Origin of the sequence: Mesorhizobium vachelliae (assembly GCF_033977325.1) — a bacterium.
GTDB lineage: Bacteria > Pseudomonadota > Alphaproteobacteria > Rhizobiales > Rhizobiaceae > Mesorhizobium > Mesorhizobium vachelliae.
Genome location: NZ_JAVIIR010000012.1, coordinates 220,964 through 239,941, shown reverse-complemented (window position 1 = coordinate 239,941; position 18,978 = coordinate 220,964). Strand labels below are relative to the sequence as shown.

Annotated in this window: 16 protein-coding genes and 1 pseudogene; 14 read left to right on the top strand and 3 right to left on the bottom strand. The window is 60.5% G+C overall.

Annotated elements, in window-relative coordinates; translation table 11 throughout:
- Nucleotides 1-111 precede the first annotated feature (111 nt).
- Both RFM41_RS24290 and RFM41_RS34210 read right to left on the bottom strand, forming a co-directional pair.
- Nucleotides 112-426 (bottom strand): annotated as a pseudogene (locus tag RFM41_RS24290) (MFS transporter); the annotation flags it as partial.
- A gap of 352 nt (nt 427-778) precedes the next feature.
- The gene (locus RFM41_RS34210; protein ID WP_430691578.1) at nt 779-1,009 is read right to left on the bottom strand and encodes an Lrp/AsnC ligand binding domain-containing protein; all 231 of its coding nucleotides are present in this window, start codon (nt 1,007-1,009) and stop codon (nt 779-781) included.
- Between the two features lie 1,089 nt (nt 1,010-2,098).
- Here RFM41_RS34210 and ccoN point away from each other — a divergent pair.
- The 10 genes from ccoN (at nt 2,099) to RFM41_RS24240 (ending at nt 13,962) form a co-directional block, all read left to right on the top strand.
- On the top strand, nt 2,099-3,730 hold the full coding sequence (ccoN, locus tag RFM41_RS24285) for a cytochrome-c oxidase, cbb3-type subunit I (RefSeq protein WP_320253016.1): 1,632 nt from the start codon (nt 2,099-2,101) through the stop codon (nt 3,728-3,730).
- Nucleotides 3,721-4,452 (top strand): cytochrome-c oxidase, cbb3-type subunit II, encoded by a 732-nt coding sequence (gene ccoO / locus RFM41_RS24280; protein WP_320253015.1) that lies wholly within the window; start codon nt 3,721-3,723, stop codon nt 4,450-4,452. Before ccoN ends, ccoO begins: the two co-directional genes overlap by 10 nt.
- A 13-nt stretch (nt 4,453-4,465) precedes the next feature.
- Entirely contained in the window at nt 4,466-4,615 is a 150-nt protein-coding gene (locus RFM41_RS24275; RefSeq protein WP_320253014.1) for a cbb3-type cytochrome oxidase subunit 3, read from the top strand.
- Nucleotides 4,616-4,617: 2 nt separating this feature from the next.
- Nucleotides 4,618-5,481 (top strand): cytochrome-c oxidase, cbb3-type subunit III, encoded by an 864-nt coding sequence (ccoP, locus tag RFM41_RS24270; protein WP_320253013.1) that lies wholly within the window; start codon nt 4,618-4,620, stop codon nt 5,479-5,481.
- 200 nt (nt 5,482-5,681) lie between these two features.
- Nucleotides 5,682-7,241 (top strand): cytochrome c oxidase accessory protein CcoG, encoded by a 1,560-nt coding sequence (gene ccoG, locus RFM41_RS24265; protein ID WP_320253012.1) that lies wholly within the window; start codon nt 5,682-5,684, stop codon nt 7,239-7,241.
- 41 nt (nt 7,242-7,282) lie between these two features.
- A complete protein-coding gene (locus RFM41_RS24260; RefSeq protein WP_430691577.1) occupies nt 7,283-7,735 on the top strand; it encodes a FixH family protein in 453 nt (150 codons plus the stop codon).
- Nucleotides 7,732-10,005, top strand: coding sequence for a cation-translocating P-type ATPase (locus RFM41_RS24255; RefSeq protein WP_320253010.1), 2,274 nt, complete (start codon nt 7,732-7,734; stop codon nt 10,003-10,005). Before RFM41_RS24260 ends, RFM41_RS24255 begins: the two co-directional genes overlap by 4 nt.
- The gene (ccoS, locus tag RFM41_RS24250; RefSeq protein WP_320217189.1) at nt 10,002-10,157 is read left to right on the top strand and encodes a cbb3-type cytochrome oxidase assembly protein CcoS; all 156 of its coding nucleotides are present in this window, start codon (nt 10,002-10,004) and stop codon (nt 10,155-10,157) included. Before RFM41_RS24255 ends, ccoS begins: the two co-directional genes overlap by 4 nt.
- Before the next feature lie 725 nt (nt 10,158-10,882).
- Complete coding sequence (gene ubiM / locus RFM41_RS24245; protein WP_320253009.1) at nt 10,883-12,064, top strand: 5-demethoxyubiquinol-8 5-hydroxylase UbiM; 1,182 nt, start codon at nt 10,883-10,885, stop codon at nt 12,062-12,064.
- Between the two features lie 782 nt (nt 12,065-12,846).
- Nucleotides 12,847-13,962: an omptin family outer membrane protease gene (locus RFM41_RS24240; protein WP_320253008.1), complete on the top strand. Its 1,116-nt coding sequence runs from the start codon at nt 12,847-12,849 to the stop codon at nt 13,960-13,962.
- An 893-nt stretch (nt 13,963-14,855) separates the two neighbouring features.
- Here RFM41_RS24240 and RFM41_RS24235 read toward each other — a convergent pair.
- Nucleotides 14,856-15,095, bottom strand: coding sequence for a DNA -binding domain-containing protein (locus RFM41_RS24235; protein ID WP_040972983.1), 240 nt, complete (start codon nt 15,093-15,095; stop codon nt 14,856-14,858).
- 140 nt (nt 15,096-15,235) lie between these two features.
- On the opposite strand from RFM41_RS24235, the gene RFM41_RS24230 reads away from it, so the two are divergent.
- The 4 genes from RFM41_RS24230 to RFM41_RS24215 all read left to right on the top strand — a co-directional run bounded on the left by RFM41_RS24230 (nt 15,236) and on the right by RFM41_RS24215 (nt 18,963).
- Nucleotides 15,236-15,448 carry a helix-turn-helix domain-containing protein gene (locus tag RFM41_RS24230; protein ID WP_320253007.1) on the top strand — a complete coding sequence of 71 codons (213 nt, stop codon included), beginning with the start codon at nt 15,236-15,238 and terminating at the stop codon, nt 15,446-15,448.
- A 538-nt stretch (nt 15,449-15,986) separates the two neighbouring features.
- On the top strand, nt 15,987-16,925 hold the full coding sequence (gene aepX / locus RFM41_RS24225) for a phosphoenolpyruvate mutase (protein ID WP_320253006.1): 939 nt from the start codon (nt 15,987-15,989) through the stop codon (nt 16,923-16,925).
- A 38-nt stretch (nt 16,926-16,963) separates the two neighbouring features.
- Nucleotides 16,964-18,148: an aminotransferase class I/II-fold pyridoxal phosphate-dependent enzyme gene (locus RFM41_RS24220; protein ID WP_320222811.1), complete on the top strand. Its 1,185-nt coding sequence runs from the start codon at nt 16,964-16,966 to the stop codon at nt 18,146-18,148.
- A 23-nt stretch (nt 18,149-18,171) separates the two neighbouring features.
- Entirely contained in the window at nt 18,172-18,963 is a 792-nt protein-coding gene (locus RFM41_RS24215; protein ID WP_320253005.1) for a phosphocholine cytidylyltransferase family protein, read from the top strand.
- Nucleotides 18,964-18,978: the final 15 nt, after the last annotated feature.

The following is an 18,978-nucleotide window of genomic DNA, read 5'->3' as shown; positions in this document are numbered from 1 at the left end:
GCTGAAGCCGAACCGCCCACCGGCCGGCCGCTCCACCTCGACACCCTCGTCGCCGACCGCCAGGCCTTGCTGGACCGCCTCAGGCCGCTTATCGGCTCCGGTCCATGAAGCGACTCGGATCTGCAGCGGCGGCACGACGATGAAGATCAGCATGCCCCACAGGAAGACGATGGCCACGGCTACCGCGGCAATCGCACCGGGGCTTGGTAAAGACGACAAACAGCAGGGCCATGGCGAGGAGCGTGGCGATCACACGTCGGCATCAGCTTCCAGTCTGCCGCCGATGATGTTGCCGATGGTCATGCCGGCGCCGAACAAGAGCAGCACCCAGGTCACGGTCGCCGTCGACAGGCCGGAAACGTCGATCCGATACGGCTTGATGTAGGTGAAGACGGCGAAGAGGCTGGCCGAGGCCAGCGAGGCGATCGCGCTGACGAAATGTTGGCGAGAACTTCGGCGGTTTTTTTCGCCACTAGCCGTTGGCCACGGCCTCACATGCCTGCGCCCGCGAGCGCCAATGGCCGGCACGCGGCTGAGCGATCTCATACGCATCGCATGTCTGCGCCACATGCTGGCCTCTGATGCCATACTGCCTTGCGATTTCGGTCATCGGTTTCGACCAGACCAGATCGTAGGGCTCGGCCCGCGTCATTCTCAGCACGTATCTTCCTCTCGTATCAATCGCCAGCAACGTGAGCCAGCCTCTCGGCAATTTAGACGCGCTTGGCCTTACCTCCGCCTAAATGAAGATTTCGTGGATGCGCTCGGGCCGCGCCATTCATCCAAACGGAACGACACGACGTAGAGGAATATCCGCCCTAATTTTTCTTACCCCAGGTAGCCGGGAAAGGACTTCCCGGTGGATCTCTTCGTAGCCCCGGATATCTTTTACGCAGACGTATAGAAGGTAATCCGTCTTGCCGCTCACCGCATAGCATTCTTCGATTTCAGGGTGCTTTCGAAGAGAATTTTCGAAGCGCTCGACCGTGTGTGAGCTAACGGCCTCCAACTCGATCCGGACCGGGATTTTGCTACCGGTTGTCAAATTTCTCTCTCCGGTTTTTCCAACTTAAACACCTCATGGAGTCAGCCGCGGTTTCAGCGGGATCGAGCCGCGGGGAGAAAACCGCTGTGCGGGGTTGACCCACGCTTTCTATTCGAACCCAAACTGCCGACGACAGTATGTCTCCCTTTGAAGTTGCGCGAAGACCTCTCGTATAGCCAGGCCTACACCTGGCTTGCAAGTCGCCCGACGATCGCCCGCGCAAACATGTCGTACTGGCATAGTCACGATCCGATGAATTCACGTCGAATGACGACGTTGTCGCCGGGGGAGGCGAATATCCTCTTTGGCCATCGGGGCAGTACGGTGCCACAGATGACGGCCCGGATTGCGGCATGGGGGCGCGATTTCATCCCGCGCCTGGCTGCAACCTCGTCGGATCATGAATACGATCGCTTTATTGAGAAGGAGGGGCCAAAAGCGTAGCGATGGATGACCAGCCAGGGGCAACTCCAAGAAAGTTGAGCAAGGTTTTCCGTCCGCGGCGTTCCGCCGAAGGCGTGACGTGGTCATGAAATAACCTTCTGACCACCTCGACATCAGCGTACCGCGGTTGAAGTAGATAGCGAGCCGATCGCCGGCGTCGCCAGAGGCGACCAGCGGTCCCGTCCGATCCGAGCGGCTCGCAGCGTCGGGGACAAAGGCCTTGGCACAGATTGCCAAATGTTTGGTTTGGCCAGCAATGTTGCCGCGTGTCTTGGTTTTGCCATTGGCCCGGCTTCGGGGCGGTCGCGCTTCGCCAATCCTGTCGACGTCGGCAAGCCATCGGCCATACTTCGCAGCCCCACTGGCGTCATCAGATTGCCCGCGATTGCCACCACGCCGCAGCGGCCCGGGGAGGGGGCCTTGTTGCAGTAAGCGGGCTTCGTCGTGCCGCGCTCCTCCTTCAATCGCCACCTTGTCATCGCACCGAACTCGATGCTGCCAGAGGTAAAATCGTGCGGCTCTGACATGGATCAGGGCAAACAGGCCGCGACTGCGTAATTGATGCGACGCGGATTGGCGTCCGCCGGAATTTCCAGATCGGGACTTGCGATGAAATTTGGCACAGAGATCGTCCTTCTAGGCCTTTTTGCTTTTGGCGCCCTCGTAGCCGCCGGCTTCGGGGTGGATGAACCATTTCGCCAGCACATGTGGGTTTTGTTCTTCGCCGTGGCTGGCTTCAACGCGATGCTGATGCGCAACACCGAGTTCAAGCCCGCGGCGCCGATCGACCCTTCCGCCTACATGGATGGACCGATCCGCTACGGGGCCATCGCAACGGTGTTCTGGGGTGTCATCGGCATGCTGGTCGGCGTCGTCATCGCTCTTCAGCTTGCATTCCCTCACCTCAACATCGAGCCTTGGTTCAATTTCGGCCGGCTGAGGCCGCTTCATACCTCCGGCGTCATCTTCGCCTTCGGCGGCAATGCGCTTCTGTGCACATCTATGTATGTCGTGCAGCGCACGTCCCGCGCCAGGCTGTTCGGCGGCAATCTCGCCTGGTTCGTGTTCTGGGGTTACCAGCTCTTCATCGTCATGGCCGCGACCGGCTATCTGCTGGGCATCACCGAAGGCCGCGAATACGCCGAGCCTGAATGGTACGTCGACATCTGGCTGACAATCGTGTGGGTCGCGTATCTGGTCCTTTTCCTTGGCACCATCCTGAAGCGGAAGGAACCGCATATCTACGTCGCCAACTGGTTCTACCTCTCCTTCATCATCACCATTGCGATGCTGCACGTGGTCAACAACCTGTCGATGCCGGCTTCTTTCCTGGGGTCCAAGAGCTACTCCGCCTTCTCGGGCGTTCAGGATGCGCTGACGCAGTGGTGGTACGGGCACAATGCCGTCGGCTTCTTCCTGACGGCCGGCTTCCTCGGCATGATGTATTACTTCGTGCCGAAGCAGGCGAACCGCCCGGTCTATTCATACCGTCTATCCATCATCCACTTCTGGGCGCTGATCTTCCTCTATATCTGGGCCGGGCCGCATCACCTCCACTACACCGCCCTGCCAGACTGGGCGCAGACGTTGGGCATGGTGTTCTCGATCATGCTTTGGATGCCGTCCTGGGGCGGCATGATCAACGGCCTGATGACGCTCTCCGGTGCCTGGGACAAGCTGCGCACCGATCCCATCATCCGCATGATGGTCGCGGCCGTCGCCTTCTACGGCATGTCGACCTTTGAAGGGCCGATTATGTCGATCAAGACCGTCAACTCGCTCTCGCACTACACGGACTGGACCATCGGCCACGTCCATTCGGGCGCGCTTGGCTGGGTCGGCATGATCTCGTTCGGCGCGATCTACTACATGGTGCCCAAGCTCTGGAACCGCGAGCGGCTCTATTCTACGCGCCTCGTCACCTGGCACTTCTGGCTGGCGACCCTTGGCATCGTCGTCTACGCGGCCGTGATGTGGGTTTCCGGCATCATGCAGGGCCTGATGTGGCGCGAGTACGACGAGCAGGGCTTCCTCGTCTATTCCTTCGCCGAAACGGTCGCCGCCATGCATCCCTACTACGTCATGCGCGCCGCCGGCGGCGCCATGTACCTCTCCGGTGCACTGATCATGGCTTGGAACATCACAATGACCATCTTTGGCCACCAACGAGAAGAGGATCCGATGCCGGGCTCTGTCGCCGCCCTCCAGCCTGCGCGATCAGGAGCCAGAAAATGGGCTTGATGGACAAGCACGCGCTGATCGAGAAGAACGCCACGCTACTTCTCGTCGGGTCCCTGCTGGTCGTGACCGTCGGCGGCATCGTCGAGATCGCGCCGCTTTTCTATCTCGAGAACACGATCGAGAAGGTGGAGGGCATGCGCCCCTACACCCCGCTCGAGCTCGCCGGCCGCAACATCTATGTGCGCGAGGGATGCTACCTCTGCCACAGCCAGATGATCAGGCCGTTCCGTGACGAAGTGGAGCGCTACGGCCATTACAGCCTGGCGGCCGAGTCGATGTACGACCATCCGTTCCAGTGGGGATCCAAGCGCACCGGGCCGGACCTGGCACGCGTCGGCGACCGCTACTCCAACAGCTGGCACGTTCAGCACCTCACCGATCCGCGTTCCGTCGTGCCGGAATCCATCATGCCGAGCTATGGCTTCCTGAAGGATACACCGATCGAGGTGAAGGACTTCTCCATGCACCTCGTCGCCAACCGGCGCGTCGGTGTCCCCTACACCCACGACCTAGTCGTGCAAGCCAACGCCGATCTGATGGCGCAGGCCGATCCCAACGCCGACACGTCCGGACTGGAAAGCCGCTATCCGAAAGCCAAGGTCGGCGACTTCGACGGCAATCCGCAACAGGTCACCGAGATGGACGCCCTGGTCGCCTATCTGCAGATGCTCGGCACGCTCGTCGACTTCAAGAACTACGACGAAGCCGCCGGCTACCGCTGAGGAGAACAAACCGATGGAATACAACCTGATGCGCGAGTTTGCCGACAGCTGTGGCCTGCTTGCCATGGTGCTCTTCTTTGCTGGATGCGTTGCCTTCGCGCTCAGACCGGGCGGTCGCAGTCAGGCTCATGAAGCCGCACACATCCCCTTCAAAGACGACTGATCATGAGCACGCAGTATATCGATGATATGTCGGGCATCTCAACCACCGGTCATGAGTGGGACGGCATCAGGGAACTCAACAACCCCCTGCCGCGGTGGTGGGTGGTCACCTTCTACGTCACCATCGCCTGGGCGATCGGCTACACCATCGCTTATCCGGCTTGGCCGATGCTGACCTTTGCAACAAAAGGTGCGCTCGGCTATTCAAGCCGCAATGACGTCAACAACAAGATGGCTGCGGCCGAAGCCGCCAAGGCCAAATATGTCGCGGCGATCCAGTCCAAGAGCGTCTCCGAAATCGCCGGCGACGACGCGCTGCGCGAGTTTGCCGTCTCGGCCGGCGGCGCGGCATTCAAGGTCAACTGCGTGCAATGCCACGGATCCGGCGCGCAAGGTTCGAAAGGATTTCCGAACCTTAACGATGACGATTGGCTGTGGGGAGGCAAGACGGGAGAGATCCAGCAAACGATCACGCACGGCATTCGTTTCACCGCGGATGGTGACACCCGCCAGTCGGAGATGCCTGCCTTCGTCGATGTGCTCAAGCCCGAACAGATCGCCCAGGTCAGCGCTTTCGTTGCCAGGCTCTCGGGGACCATCAAGGACAAGAGCCTGATTGAGCCCGGCGCCAAGGTCTTCGCGGAAAACTGCGCTGTCTGCCATGGTGAGAACGCAAAGGGCAACAGGGAATTCGGCGCACCCGATCTGACCGATGCGATCTGGCTCTATGGACCAGGCGAGACGGCGATAGCCGCCCAGGTGCGCACCCCGAAACAAGGCGTGATGCCAGCGTGGATCGAGCGCCTCGGCGAGATCAAGGTCAAGGAACTTGCAGTCTATGTCCATTCGCTTGGCGGCGGAGAGTAGGCGGCGGCCTATTCTCGGCCCTCCCCCCGCCAAGCGACGAGGCCCGGCGCGAGCCGGGCCTCGACCGAATTGCGGCAGTCCGCGATTGAACTTCCTCAACGCGACGCTGCCCGCCATGCGGCAAGGGTTGCCCGACCATCGGCCAGAACCCGTGGCCGAGTGTCGGCCGGGAACATCGTCGCTGGTCACCGGAGCTTCTCGTGCTTGATAACAAGCAGATAAAATGGCTCGAAGCCGAAGCGGTCAACTCCGCCACGACACGCCAGCCGCTCTATGCCGCGCGCAAGAAGGTCTTCCCCAAGCGCGCCTCCGGCCGTTTCCGCCAGTTCAAATGGCTGGTCATGGCGATCACGCTCGGCATCTATTATCTCACGCCCTGGCTGCGCTGGGATCGTGGCGCCTTCGCCCCCGACCAGGCCGTTCTCATCGATCTGGCGAACCGTCGTTTCTACTTCTTCTTCATCGAGATCTGGCCGCAGGAATTCTACTACGTCGCCGGCCTGTTGGTCATGGCCGGCGTCGGCCTGTTCCTCATTACATCGACGATCGGGCGGGCCTGGTGCGGCTATACCTGCCCGCAGACGGTCTGGGTCGACCTGTTCCTAGTCGTCGAGCGCGCCGTCGAAGGCGACCGCAATGCCCGCATGAAACTGGACGCCGCACCATGGACCGCACGCAAGCTGGTCCTGCGAGCATCGAAGCACGCGATCTGGCTGGTCATTGCGGTGGCCACCGGCGGCGCCTGGATCTTTTACTTCGCCGACGCGCCTAGGTTGCTCGGCGAAGTCGCCACCGGAACCGCCGCGCCCGTCGCTTATGTCACCATCGGCGTTCTGACCGGAACCACCTATCTGTTCGGCGGGCTGATGCGCGAGCAGGTCTGCACCTACATGTGCCCGTGGCCGCGCATCCAGGCCGCCATGCTCGACGAAAATTCGTTGACGGTGACCTACAACGACTGGCGCGGCGAGCCGCGGTCACGCCATGCCAAGAAGGCATTGGCCGCCGGCCAAGCGGTCGGCGACTGCGTCGACTGCAAGGCCTGTGTCGCCGTCTGCCCGATGGGGGTCGACATTCGCGACGGCCAGCAGCTCGAATGCATCACCTGCGCGCTGTGCATAGACGCCTGCGACAACATCATGGATAAGCTCGGCCGCGAACGCGGGCTGATCTCCTACGCGACGCTTTCCGACTACAACACCAACATGGCCATAGCGACGGCAGGCGGCACCCGCCCGATCGATCCCACTCTCGTTCGAACCGCCGGCGGCGCTTTCTCCGACAAACTGACGCATTTCCACGTTCACAAGATCTCTCGTCCGCGCACCTTTGTCTACATGGGCTTGTGGTCACTGGTCGGCATCGGGCTGCTCTTTTCACTGATGACCCGCAACCGGCTCCAGGTGAACGTACTTCACGACCGCAACCCGCAATTCGTGACGCTGTCCGATGGATCCATTCGCAACGGCTACACTGTGAAGCTGCTAAACATGACCCCTGAGCCGCGAACCATAGTCGTCACGATGCAGGGACTGGAGGGCGCGCAAATGAACCTCGTTGGCTCTGACCTGCCCGCAGGCCGTTCCTTCGCTATCCCCGTCGAACCCGACCGCCTCAAAACGTTGAAAATCTTCGTGCGCCAGCCCGCCAATCAGCTCCGGGGCCAGACACAGACCTTCACGTTTGTCGCAAACGACCAGGCCGGTTTGGAGTCGGACCGATACATCGCCACCTTCAACGCGCCGGAGACGACCAGGTGAGCACTAAAACAGAGCAACCTCGCGAATTCACCGGCCGGCACATGCTTCTCATCATCTCGGCCTTTTTCAGCGTGGTCGTCAGCGTCAATGCATTGATGGCGACGCTTGCCACTACAAGCTGGACCGGGCTCATCGTCGAAAACGCCTATGTGGCGAGCCAGCAATTCAACAAGAACGCGGATGAAGGCCGCGCTCAAGCGGCCCTTGGCTGGAAGAGCCATTTGACCATTGTCGGTGGCGAGGTTCGCTACAGCCTCGTGGATGCGGCTGGCAAGCCTGTCGCATTGCATGGCGTCAAGGTGCTCTTTCGTCATCCCGCCTACGAAGCCGAGGACTACTCCATCACTTTAGCCCTTGCCTCCGGTCAGGAATACGCGGCCCGGCATACGCCCCGCAATGGCGTCTGGATCGCTGAGGTGGACGCGGACGCAGGTCTTGCGAAGCCCTATCGGGAAGTCCGCCGAGTCATCGTTTCCAATGGGGCCTTGCAATGAGTTGCTGTGCACCTGGCGCCGAGATGGTTCCGGATCCAGGCAGGGTGACGCCGGACCTGCCCTCGAACCAGGAAATCAGGCTGGCAAGCCGCCGTCTTGGCGACGGCATCATTCAGTCGGACTTGTCGGTCCCGACGGTCCACTGCGGAGCCTGCATCCAGGCGATCGAGGCAGCACTCGCAAAACTCGACCGCGTCGAGGGCGCGCGCGTCAACCTATCGACGAAACGGGTGTCGGTGCAATGGCGCGAAGGTGAGGTGCCGCCGATCATAGCCACGCTCGAAGGACTGGGTCATCCGGCGCACCTCTTCGAAACCGACGGCGACGAGAAGGACGCGATGCTTTCGGGATTGGTCCGGGCAGTCGCGGTGGCAGGCTTCGCTGCGGGCAATATCATGCTGCTGTCGGTCTCTGTCTGGTCGGGCGCTGAAGGGCCGACCCGCGATCTGTTCCACTGGGTCTCGGCGCTGATCGCCATTCCCGCGCTTGCATTCGGCGGCGGCATCTTCTTCCGGTCGGCCTGGAATGCGCTGCGACATGGCCGCATGAACATGGACGTCCCGATCGCTGTCGGAGTTTCGCTCGGCTATGCGATGAGCCTCTACGAGACAGTCATTCATGGCGAGCACGCCTATTTCGACGCGTCGGTATCGCTGCTGTTCTTTCTGCTGATCGGCCGTACGCTCGACCACCTGCTGCGCGAACGGGCCCGAACCGCCGTCAAGGGCCTGTCCCGGCTGGCTGCCCGCGGTGCCATGGTCTTGCGCGATAACGGCGCACGCGACTATCTGCCGGTCGGCGAGATCGAACCGGGCATGCGTGTGTTGATCGCCGCTGGCGAACGGGTACCCGTCGACGGCAGGATCGTTCAAGGCACGTCGGACATTGATTGCTCACTAGTCTCGGGCGAGAGCACACCACTAGACGCCGACGCGGGAGAACTGGTCCAGGCCGGCATGCTCAACCTGACCGGCCCGCTGACTGTCGAGGCGATCGCAGCCGCCAAGGATTCCTTCCTGGCGGAAGCGGTCCGTTTGCTGGAGGCCGCCGAGGGCGGCCGCGCCCACTATCGCCGGATCGCAGACCGCGTTGCCGCGCTTTATGCGCCGGTGGTACACCTGACGGCGTTCGCGACGTTTCTTGGCTGGATGGCCGCCAGTGGAGACTGGCACAGGGCAATGACGATCGCCATCGCCGTCCTGATCATAACCTGCCCCTGCGCACTCGGCCTTGCGGTGCCGATCGTCCAGGTTGTCGCCGCGCGACGACTGTTCGACAACGGCATCATGGTCAAGGACGGGTCGGCCCTGGAACGCCTGGCGGCGATCGACACGGCGGTCTTCGACAAGACGGGCACTCTGACGCTGGGAAAACCCCGGCTCGTCAACAGGTCGTCTATCGATCCGGCAATGCTGGCCATCGCCGCCGCGATGGGCGCGCATTCCCGCCATCCGCTTTCGCAGGCGTTCGCCGGCCTCGCGAGCCCGGCCGGGCAGCCGACGTTCAATGAAGTGAGAGAGCATCCGGGTTTTGGCATCGAAGCGATTGCCGCGGGCAGCACCTGGCGCTTGGGCAGGCGGGGATGGGCCGGCAGCAAGGGTCGGATCGGTGCCGAAGGAAAAACCGGTGAGACGGTGCTGACCCGAAACGGAAGGCTCGTCGTATCCTTCGAATTCGAGGACGCCTTGCGGGCGGGTGCGGACACGGCCATTGCGCAGTTGAAACATGCCGGACTTACGGTGGAAATGTTGTCCGGCGATACGGCCGCCGCATGCGCCGTAGTCGCCGACGCGCTAAAGCTCGACCGTTTTACCCCCGCTCTCGTGCCCTCGGGAAAGGTCCAGCGGATCAGGCAGCTGACCAATGATGGTCACCGGGTCTTGATGGTCGGCGATGGCCTGAACGACACGCCGGCGCTGGGCGCGGCGCATGTCTCGATCGCTCCGGCCACCGCCGCCGACATTAGCCGCAACGCTGCGGATTTCGTATTCCTTCGCGAGAGCCTATGGGCGGTACCCCTTGCCTTGGACGTCTCGCGGAGGGCGGGACGATTGGTCCGCCAGAACATCGCCATCGCGATCGTCTATAATGCGATTGCCGTGCCGATCGCTATTCTTGGACACGTCACTCCGCTGATCGCCGCCATCGCCATGTCCGCCTCGTCGCTGCTTGTCATTGGAAACGCGCTGCGCCTGCAAGGCTTTGCACCTACCACGACGGCTCCTTCGGCAACGCGCGCTGGCATCCGCGCATGGGTGCAGCCCTCATGACGACGCTCGTCTACCTATTACCAGCAGCGCTGTTCCTTGGCGCGCTTGGCCTATCCGGCTTTCTATGGGCGTTAAGGAGTGGTCAATACGAGGATCTCAACGGGGCCGCTGAGCGCATCCTCATCGACTGGGACGACAAGCTGGAACGCTGACCCGATCGCTGTGCCGGCAATTGTACGGATGGCGGTGGTCAGCCGGGTCGACTTGGTCGGGGCCAGACTACCAAGGCTCCCACAGCGAGCTCGCCAAGCGACGTTCAATTAGCCCCTACCGCTCGAAGGACTTGTCGCCCGTTCCTCCGTGCAGGCGGCTGACGTGACAAAATACCTCGCATGGCAGACGGGAGCGTCCGATGTTTGCCTAAAAATGCTGCCGAGCCGATGCGACGGGCGCGAAAAACGGATCAGCCAAGTTTAAGTTTGCCGAACGTACGCCGGAGGGGCGCCCGTCATTCCAGGATGACGTGACCACATGGCCGACATTTTCTTGGGCCGTTGACCAGTCCGAGCATAAAACCCGCCGCTGTCGGCTTTGCCGCGTCTGGCTGATCCAGATCAAGGTTATCTTCCGAGCGGCGTGGTTACGTCGACCAATCCTTCAAGGGAGAATGCATGTCTAACGGACAGTGTGGTCGTTACCTTCAGCGAACCGCCGTGGTGAGAATCCCTCTTGCTGGCTGGCAATCTGCCTGGCTCGGCCCGCGGTCCTATCGGCTGCGTTGCTGGCTGCATCCTTCGTTGCGGATTTATGCGCATTCTTGTGTCCAGTGGCTTGAGGCAATGCGGCGCACACTGGCAGCCAGGGCAACCGGTCCACGGATTGCGGCTCAACGCAACCAGCACCTCACCCAGATAGCCGACGCGATGGCAGCGCGCTGATGGCCAGCAGCGACGACAGTTTCGACATCATCGTCGCCGGAGCCGGGCCGGTCGGACTTTCCTTCGCCGCATCGCTTGCAGAGAGCGATCTCAAAGTGGCGGTGGTTGAGCAGCAGGCCCTCGAAAGCCTGGCGAAGCCGCCTTTCGATGGTCGCGAGATCGCGCTGACCTTCGCCTCGATCAGCATCCTTCGCGAGCTCGGCGCCTGGGACGCCATCCCCGCTGGTCACAAGTCACCAGTGCAAGGCGCGCGCGTGCTCAACGGATCGAGCCCTTTCGCTCTGTGTTTCGATCCTCCAAGAGGATCTGCAGAACCACTCGGATTTCTGGTCCCAAATTGTCGGATCCGCGATGCCCTGTTCAAGATCATCCGCTCGCACCACCGTGTCCAGCTGCTATGCGGCCACTCGGTCGTTGGTGTAACCAACAGCCGCAAAGGGGCGGTCGTAAAGCTTTCCGACGGCAGGCGGTTGACCGCTCGGCTTTTCGTTGCAGCAGATTCGCGTCTGTCGCGCACGCGCGACCTGCTCGGCATCGCCGCCGACATCAATCGGCTTGGCAGCTCGATGGTGATTTGCCGGGTCAGGCACGAGCGCGCCCACCATCAGCTCGCAATCGAATGGTTCGATCACCATCAGACCATAGCGATCTTGCCGCTGATGGAAGGCGAGTCGTCATTGCTTGTCACATTGCGCGCAAACGAGGCCAATAGACTTCTTGCTTTAGACGACGATCTGTTCCTGATCGAATTGACGGACCGGTGTCGAGGGCGCCTCGGAAAAATGACCCTTGCAAGCAAACGCCATATCTATCCGTTGGTCACGACCTGGGCCCACAGCTTCTGGGCTCCAGGCGCTGCACTTATCGGCGACGCTGCTGTCGGAATGCACCCGGTGACCGCCCATGGCTTCAACATCGGCCTCTGCGGTCAGAAGCAACTCGCCCGTAGAATCCTGACGGCTATTCGCAAGGGTCACGACATTGCCGACCCCGACATGCTCCACAGATACGAAAGCTGTCTTCGGCTGTCGGCGGCACCGCTCTATCATGCTACGAATCTACTCGTCGGACTCTACTCAGGCGAGCACGCGGCGGCACGGTTTGCAAGGCATGTCGGGCTTCGCCTTGCCCAATATTTTCCCTTTGTCCGCCATGGCATTTCGGCCATGCTGAGGCGGTGAGACACAGGCATGGGTAGCTTACCCCTAGCACGACGCCTTCTGCATCGTGTCCCGCCGCTCGGCGGTGACGAAGCCGCCCGCGAGCGGGCCCTCAACGACACGCGAGCGGCACGGCAGCGGAGGTCGGTTGCCGAATACCTCGCCTGGTTCGAAAAAGCACCGATGACCACCGCTCTATCGAGCTGCACCAGGTTTCTGGACGTCACCTTCGCGTGCCCCGGTTCGAGCGGCCGATCTCCCCGCCGCCGATCCTCACCAGGCACGCTTACGTGCAGCGGTCAGACACGATGCTTCAACCTAGGTTTGAATTTTCGCCTCCGTCCATGGAACTCAGACAAACTCCGTTGCCTCTCCGACACACCCGTTGTCAGCCTTCTGACGAGGGTGCAACGCCGCTGTGTGAGTGAGCAGGTTCTTGGGCCGGTTTCCCGTTTGGCCTGGCAATTGCTTGGACAAAGACAAGCGATTCTGAGCACGCACGAGCAGGAGCCATGACAGCCTCGCCAGATAGACAATCCAAACAGCGGTGGTGCGTCCGCCGCAGGTCAGTATCGACATCCTGGCCGACCAATATTCTAGCGCATCCGCAGGCAGGCCCGCGGTCCTCCGACATCCCTATTAAGCCACGCATGCTCTATCGGCGCTCACCTTGCCGAAAAAAGGGACTATTCCTGCGCTCGCCAGCGGTCACCTAAATCGGTCGGCCGACAGCCAGGCATACTCGCGTCGCGTTCCTGCACCGTTCTGACAATTCCCATTCTTCTGAGACGAAGGACAACGACATGCTGCATTCTCAAAAGTCCATGAAGGGTGGAACACGGTCTTTTTCGCCGCTGCGAAGCGCACCTAATCGGCCAACAGCAGCCGCCCGCAGTTCAGCGGCGAAGAAGTCAAGGCCCCACACTGATGTGCCGAATGAAAAAGCCAGTGAGCGTGCAAAGCGCGTCACCTTCAAGGCCGTCATCACTTCTTGTGTCCTGTTGTCGGCGCCATCGTTCGCTGCGGAGGGGAAGGGCCCATTTTACATCGACAATGGGAACATCGTGGTTTCCGGCGAAATCGGTCTTGCCGACATCAGGGCCCAGGAATTTGTCTACTGGAAGCACGACGACTGGCACAATCACAAGGTCAGCCAGCTGGATTGGAAGAGCATAGAGGTCACTCTGCTGACGGTTGGGGTCAGTGCACCCATCGATAAGGAATGGAGCTTAAAGAGTAGATTCGATGTCGGTATTGGCGGCGACGGGCACCTGCTCGATCGCGATTGGGTCAGCAAGCTCCACGACAGCTGGAGCGGCCGCGCGGTTATGCCCGATACCGACCTCGATCACTATTTCGCCGGTTCGATCGAGGTTGACCGGATCGTCGGCAGCAATGAGACCGGCAGTCTCGCGGTCGGTGCGGGCTTGCGCTATACCGATGTTAAGTGGACAGCCTATGGGGGATACGGCATCGAATCCAGCGGGGATCCGCTCTTTCGCGACCGACACGAAATCTGGTCGGGAAACCATAAAGTCATCAGCAATCGGCAGAAAATTCCGGTTGGCTTCGTGAGCCTGAGCGGCGAACAAGTCCTCGGTGACCTTAGCGTCAGTGGGGGCATTCGAGCTGGCCTGAGCATCGGCTTCGAGGACATAGACGACCACTGGGGCGAGCATCGCACTTACAGTGACCTATACACAGCACCGACGATGGGAGCCGATATCGCGGTTAGTTACGCGGTAACGCCATGCACTTCGCTGTATCTGCGGGGGTCCTTCGATCGGGTGTTTCACACCCGCGGCGACGAACAAAGCTTAGACACGGCCAAAGGGCAGCTCAAGGGCCCGTGGAAAGACAGTGTCGCGGCGACGTTCCAAGCCATGTCAGTCTCCCTTGGTCTCAAGGCCACTTTTTGAGGATGCTGAGACATGCACCTTTGCCGAAGCGCCGAAGGAGGCCGAGACTGCTATGGGCGCTCGATCGCTTCCAGCCATTGCTTCAGCCGAAGCGGCACGCTCACCGAGTGACGTATTCACGATCGCTGGGCGCCGGTGCGCTTACGTTCTTGATTGTCGGGCCGTGATTTATCCATGGTCGCGCCAGCGCCGACAACCTTGCTAAAACCCGCTCCCGACGTACGATGATAGCGGGGTCGTTCACAAAACCTGTCTGGATTGCGCACGCTTCAGATCAGCTCGGGCCGCCATCGGGCATGCCAGACATTGTGTCTGGCGGGCCAATAAGCTGGCGCATCGCCGTAAACCCGCTTCGTCGCGAGGACGCGCTTTTCCAGGGCGCTGCTAAGATCGGATTTTGCCGCGATATGCGGCGCGGGACGGTACCCGCCGCGGATCTTCATCTACTCAAACGAGCACCGGGCGGCCCGATTTGCAAGACATGTGGGGCTTCGCTTGGGTCAATACCTTCCGTTCGTCCGCCACGGCATTGCGAACATGCTTGGGCGATGAAAAAGCTGCCAGTAGATTTTCGGGCTATTGCGGCGGATGGATTGCCAGGTGCGCTGCGAAATTCCCCCTGGGCAAGTTGCTGTCCCTGGCGCGCAATTCGGCAGGGACTTCCGGCTGGAGGTCCTTCGTCCCCGAGTTCCTGGGTGACATTTTCGTCGGCCCCGGGGTCGCGTTGGCTGAGGAAACGGAGCCTCCGCCGAATCCTGCCTCAGCCCGCATCGCCGTATGCTGCCACAAATGCTCCCGCCCGCAGGATGAGGCGAAGCGCCCCGGTCCATATCTCGCCACTGGCACTGCCGCCCGGTGTCGGGCTGCCGTCTTTTTTCTTGTCGGAACGCCAGTCAGCCGGCGAACAATTCCCTGTAGCCTGTCGTCACCATCCAGTTCGCCCGATCGAGATGGCTGCGGGCCGCATTGCGGGCCCGTTCCGGTTCGCGTTCGGGATCGATGCCGAGGATCAGCTGCGCCATTTCCTCGTAACTGGCACTGTCGGCGGCGGCGTCCAGGAACCGCATATAGGTCGTAAAATGCTCTTTGTCGTAGGCCGTGAGGCTATCCGACCAGGGAACTTCGTCTTGCATTTCGATGTCCAAGTGCTTTGTGCGAGTTCGGCTTCAGGGCGCGTCTTCCACGATCCCAGATGTGTTTTGAGCGGCTCACTATAACGAATAGGAACGATCGTTCCTAGAACGATAGTTCCGGTTCTGGTCCGTATATCGCCATGGACCTCAAAGAGGTGATGGCGATCAACATGCGTCGCGTGCGCCATCATCAGGACCTGACGCAGGAGGAATTGGCGGCTCTCGCGCAGCTCAGCATGCGTTATGTGGGCTCAATCGAGCGCGGCCGCGTCTCCGCGAGCGTAAGTGTCCTGGGTCGGCTCGCAAAAGCTCTTAATGTTGAACCTTGCGAATTGATCAAGCCGCCCCGGTGATCAAGGAATCCATATTCCCCGTCGGCATGACTCGTTAATGCATGTCGCCCAGAAGTGTGCAGCGGTTCTGGGACAACGACATGCATCAAAATAAAGACCTAAAAGCGCGTCGCCTGAATCCGTTTCAGCGCGACGCGCTCTGGATGGCGGCGTCCAACCCCTTGAACTGAGCGGCGGCTGCGCGCAGACGGCGCTCACCGGACGCTCGGGAAATCGAACCTGCTCGGCGATGCGCTCGGCCCGATGGCTGCGTCAGCCGTTTTCCGGCGTGACAGCAAAAGAGCTATCGTTGAGAGGTCGACAGCCAGGAATGATTGTGGCCGATTGTTTAATAGTCGCTTCGAAGTTCCGCAATCGTTAAACAATGTTGTAACGAAAGTTTCACAAAACTAGCTTTTATTGTTAGTTCTATTGTGTAAAGTGTTATAGATATGCTTCGATTTGGTTTCGGTGATGCTTTGGTGATCTGGGGGAAGATTGCAAGACATATTGGGTCGGCCACGTTATTGATCTCAGGTCGGCAACCGGATTCATAACTATGATAGGAGATGTGACCATAACCGCGAACTCTAACAATGGAACTCGCCAAGCATCCACCGCATCGGCGTTGCGGACTCTGGTATGTTCGAATGAAATCGCTTTCCTTATGGAAGCCCACGACGCCCTGTCGGCGTCGGTCGCGGAGGCCGCCGGCTTTCGAGGTCTGTGGGCCTCAGGACTGTCGATCTCGTCCTGCCTGGGCTATCGCGATGCGAACGAAGCGTCGTGGACTGAGATCGTCGATGCTGTGCACAGAATCGTCGAGGCCACGCAAATACCTGTTCTTGTCGACGGCGACAGCGGATTCGGGAATTTCAACAACGCGCGCCTGTTCGCCCGCAAGCTGCACCAACGCGGGGCGGCCGGTGTCTGCGTCGAGGATAAGAGCTTCCCAAAAAAGAACTCGTTTGTCGCAGACCGGCACTCACTCGCTGAGATCGGTGAGTTCTGCGGACGTCTAAAGGCTATTCGGGACCACGTGCCGGATCCGGAATTTGTTGTGGTCGCGCGGATCGAGGCACTCATCGCGGGGCATGGTCAGGATGAGGCGCTGACGCGGGCACATGCTTATGCTGACGCCGGTGCCGACGCGATCTTGATCCATTCGCGCAAACCAGATGCAGCGGAAATTCTCGCCTTTAGCCGCGCCTGGAGGAACCGTCTTCCGGTAGTGATCGTCCCGACCAAATATTACAGCGCGCCGGTCGCGCAATACAGAGCCGCACAAATCTCAACCGTGATTTGGGCGAACCATAATATGCGTGCTGCGATCTCGGCCATGCGCCAGGTTTGCGACCGCATCATCCGCGAAGAGAGCACCGCCGGGATCGAGCGCGACGTTGCGACGCTCGAAGACCTCTTTGATCTGCTGAAATATCAAGAGCTCTCCGCGGCCGAACAAAAATATCTGCCGCAAATAGCGAGCGGTGCACGATAAACGGGCCTGACTTCCCAAATCAAGGCAAGGAGGCGCCGATGCTTGCTCGACGCACAAGCTCGTTCGGTTCATCTGGAACCGCCGCGGCGCGGGCCGCCGCAAGACAGGCAGCCCACAGCCGCCAAGAGGTGATCGACCTGACCGCTGGCGAGATCTGGAGCGAGCTCGCTCCGACCATTCGCGAAGGCGCGATCAATGCTATCAACAACGGCGTCAATCGTTACACCGATACGCTCGGCATGATGGAATTGCGCGAGGCGCTGGCGCGGAAGGTCTCCTTCGATACGGGCCAGACCTGGAGAGCCGACGAGATCGCGGCAACGACAGGCGCCAAGCAAGCGCTCTTCAATGCGACCATGGTGCTGCTGAATCCAGGCGATGAGGTGATTATCCCTTGTCCCTACTGGACGACGTTCTCGGCCCAGGTCGTAATTGCAGGTGGCAAGCCGGTTTTCGTCGATACGCGTTCCAACGCATACGTCCCTCGGATCCAGGACATCGCTGCGGCATTGACCGAAAAGACCCGTGCGATCGTCGTCAATACGCCCGCCAACCCGTCGGGTGCGGTCTACGATTTTGATACGCTGACGGCGATCGCCCATCTGGCGATCAACCGCGACCTGTGGGTCATTTTCGATGAATGCTATGCCAACTTCGTCTACGGCCATCATGTGCATCACCCGATCGTCTCGGTTGTGCCCGAAGTCAGGTCTCGAACAATTATCGTCAACGGATTCAGCAAGTCGCTGGCCCTGACGGGCTGGCGGATCGGCTATCTGGCGGCTCCAAAGGAAGTTGTTGATGCCGTCAGGGCCTTGCAGTCCCATACCACCTCAAATCCCAATGTGATCGCCCAACATGCGGTGCTGGCTCACCTTGAGCGGGGAGACGGCCGCCATGAGAGCAAGCTGGGCTTGCAGCTGGCAAGTTCCAGACAGATCGGTCTCGGCATCCTCTACTCATTGAGGCGGATCCCCGCGCCTCGGGCGCAGGGCGGCATTTATTTCTATCTTGATCTTTCCAAGTTGCGACCCGCATTCAAGAATGGTCAGGCGAGCGCCGATGACGTTGTGACCTCGCTCCTTGCCGACGCCGGCGTCGCAGCTGTATCGGGCACCGCCTTCGGCGACCCCCTCGGTCTCCGCCTGTCCTATGGAATTCCTCCCGAACAACTCCAAACCGGGCTAACCCGGCTGGTTGATCTCCTCAACAGCTGGAAATGACACCACGAAGAAAGGGGATCGACATGCCTGTCGCCGCGCCCAAGAAAGCCGTCATTCTCGCCGCCGGAATGGGCTCACGTCTGCGCCCGCTGACCGATCTGCGGCCGAAGCCCCTGATCGAAGTCAACGGCACATCGATCCTGCACAATGCGCTGCGAAACCTCGCAGCAATCGGCGTGGAAGAGGTCATAGTTGTCGTCGGCTACCGCAAAGACGCTATTCAATACGCATGCGGCAACCGCTTCCACGGCATCGAGATCACGTATGTGGAGTCAACGGTTTTCGACCGCACCGGCAGCGCCTATTCGCTTTGGCTAGCCCGCGATATGCTGCTTTCGGGGGATTGCTATCTTCTCGAAGGCGACGTCTTCTTTGAACAGGAAGCACTCCACTGTCTTAACATAGCCGATGCCGCCGACGTTGCCGCCGTTGTAACGTTCGACGCTACGATGCAAGGGTCGGCGGCGGTGCTTTCGGCGAGCGGATTGATCTCGACTTTCCGCACAAAACAGACCGCGGCAGATCTTGCCGAAAGCGGGCCCAAGCTCTTCAAGACAATGAATCTGCTGCGTTTGGCCGCGTCTACCCTTGGAGGCCTCATCGTTCCCGCGCTCGACGAGGTCATCGGCTCAGGTGCTACTCAGGCTCACATAGAGGAACTTCTTGCCTATCTTGTGGAAAGGCGCGGGCTCCAACTAGCCGCGGCCCGTTGCGATGGCGTGAAGTGGTGCGAGATCGACAGTGCCGAGGATCTGCACAGCGCGCACAGCATCTTTGCTGATGCCGCGCAGCCGATCCACCCCGCCCGGGCATAGCGCCTGCGATAATCA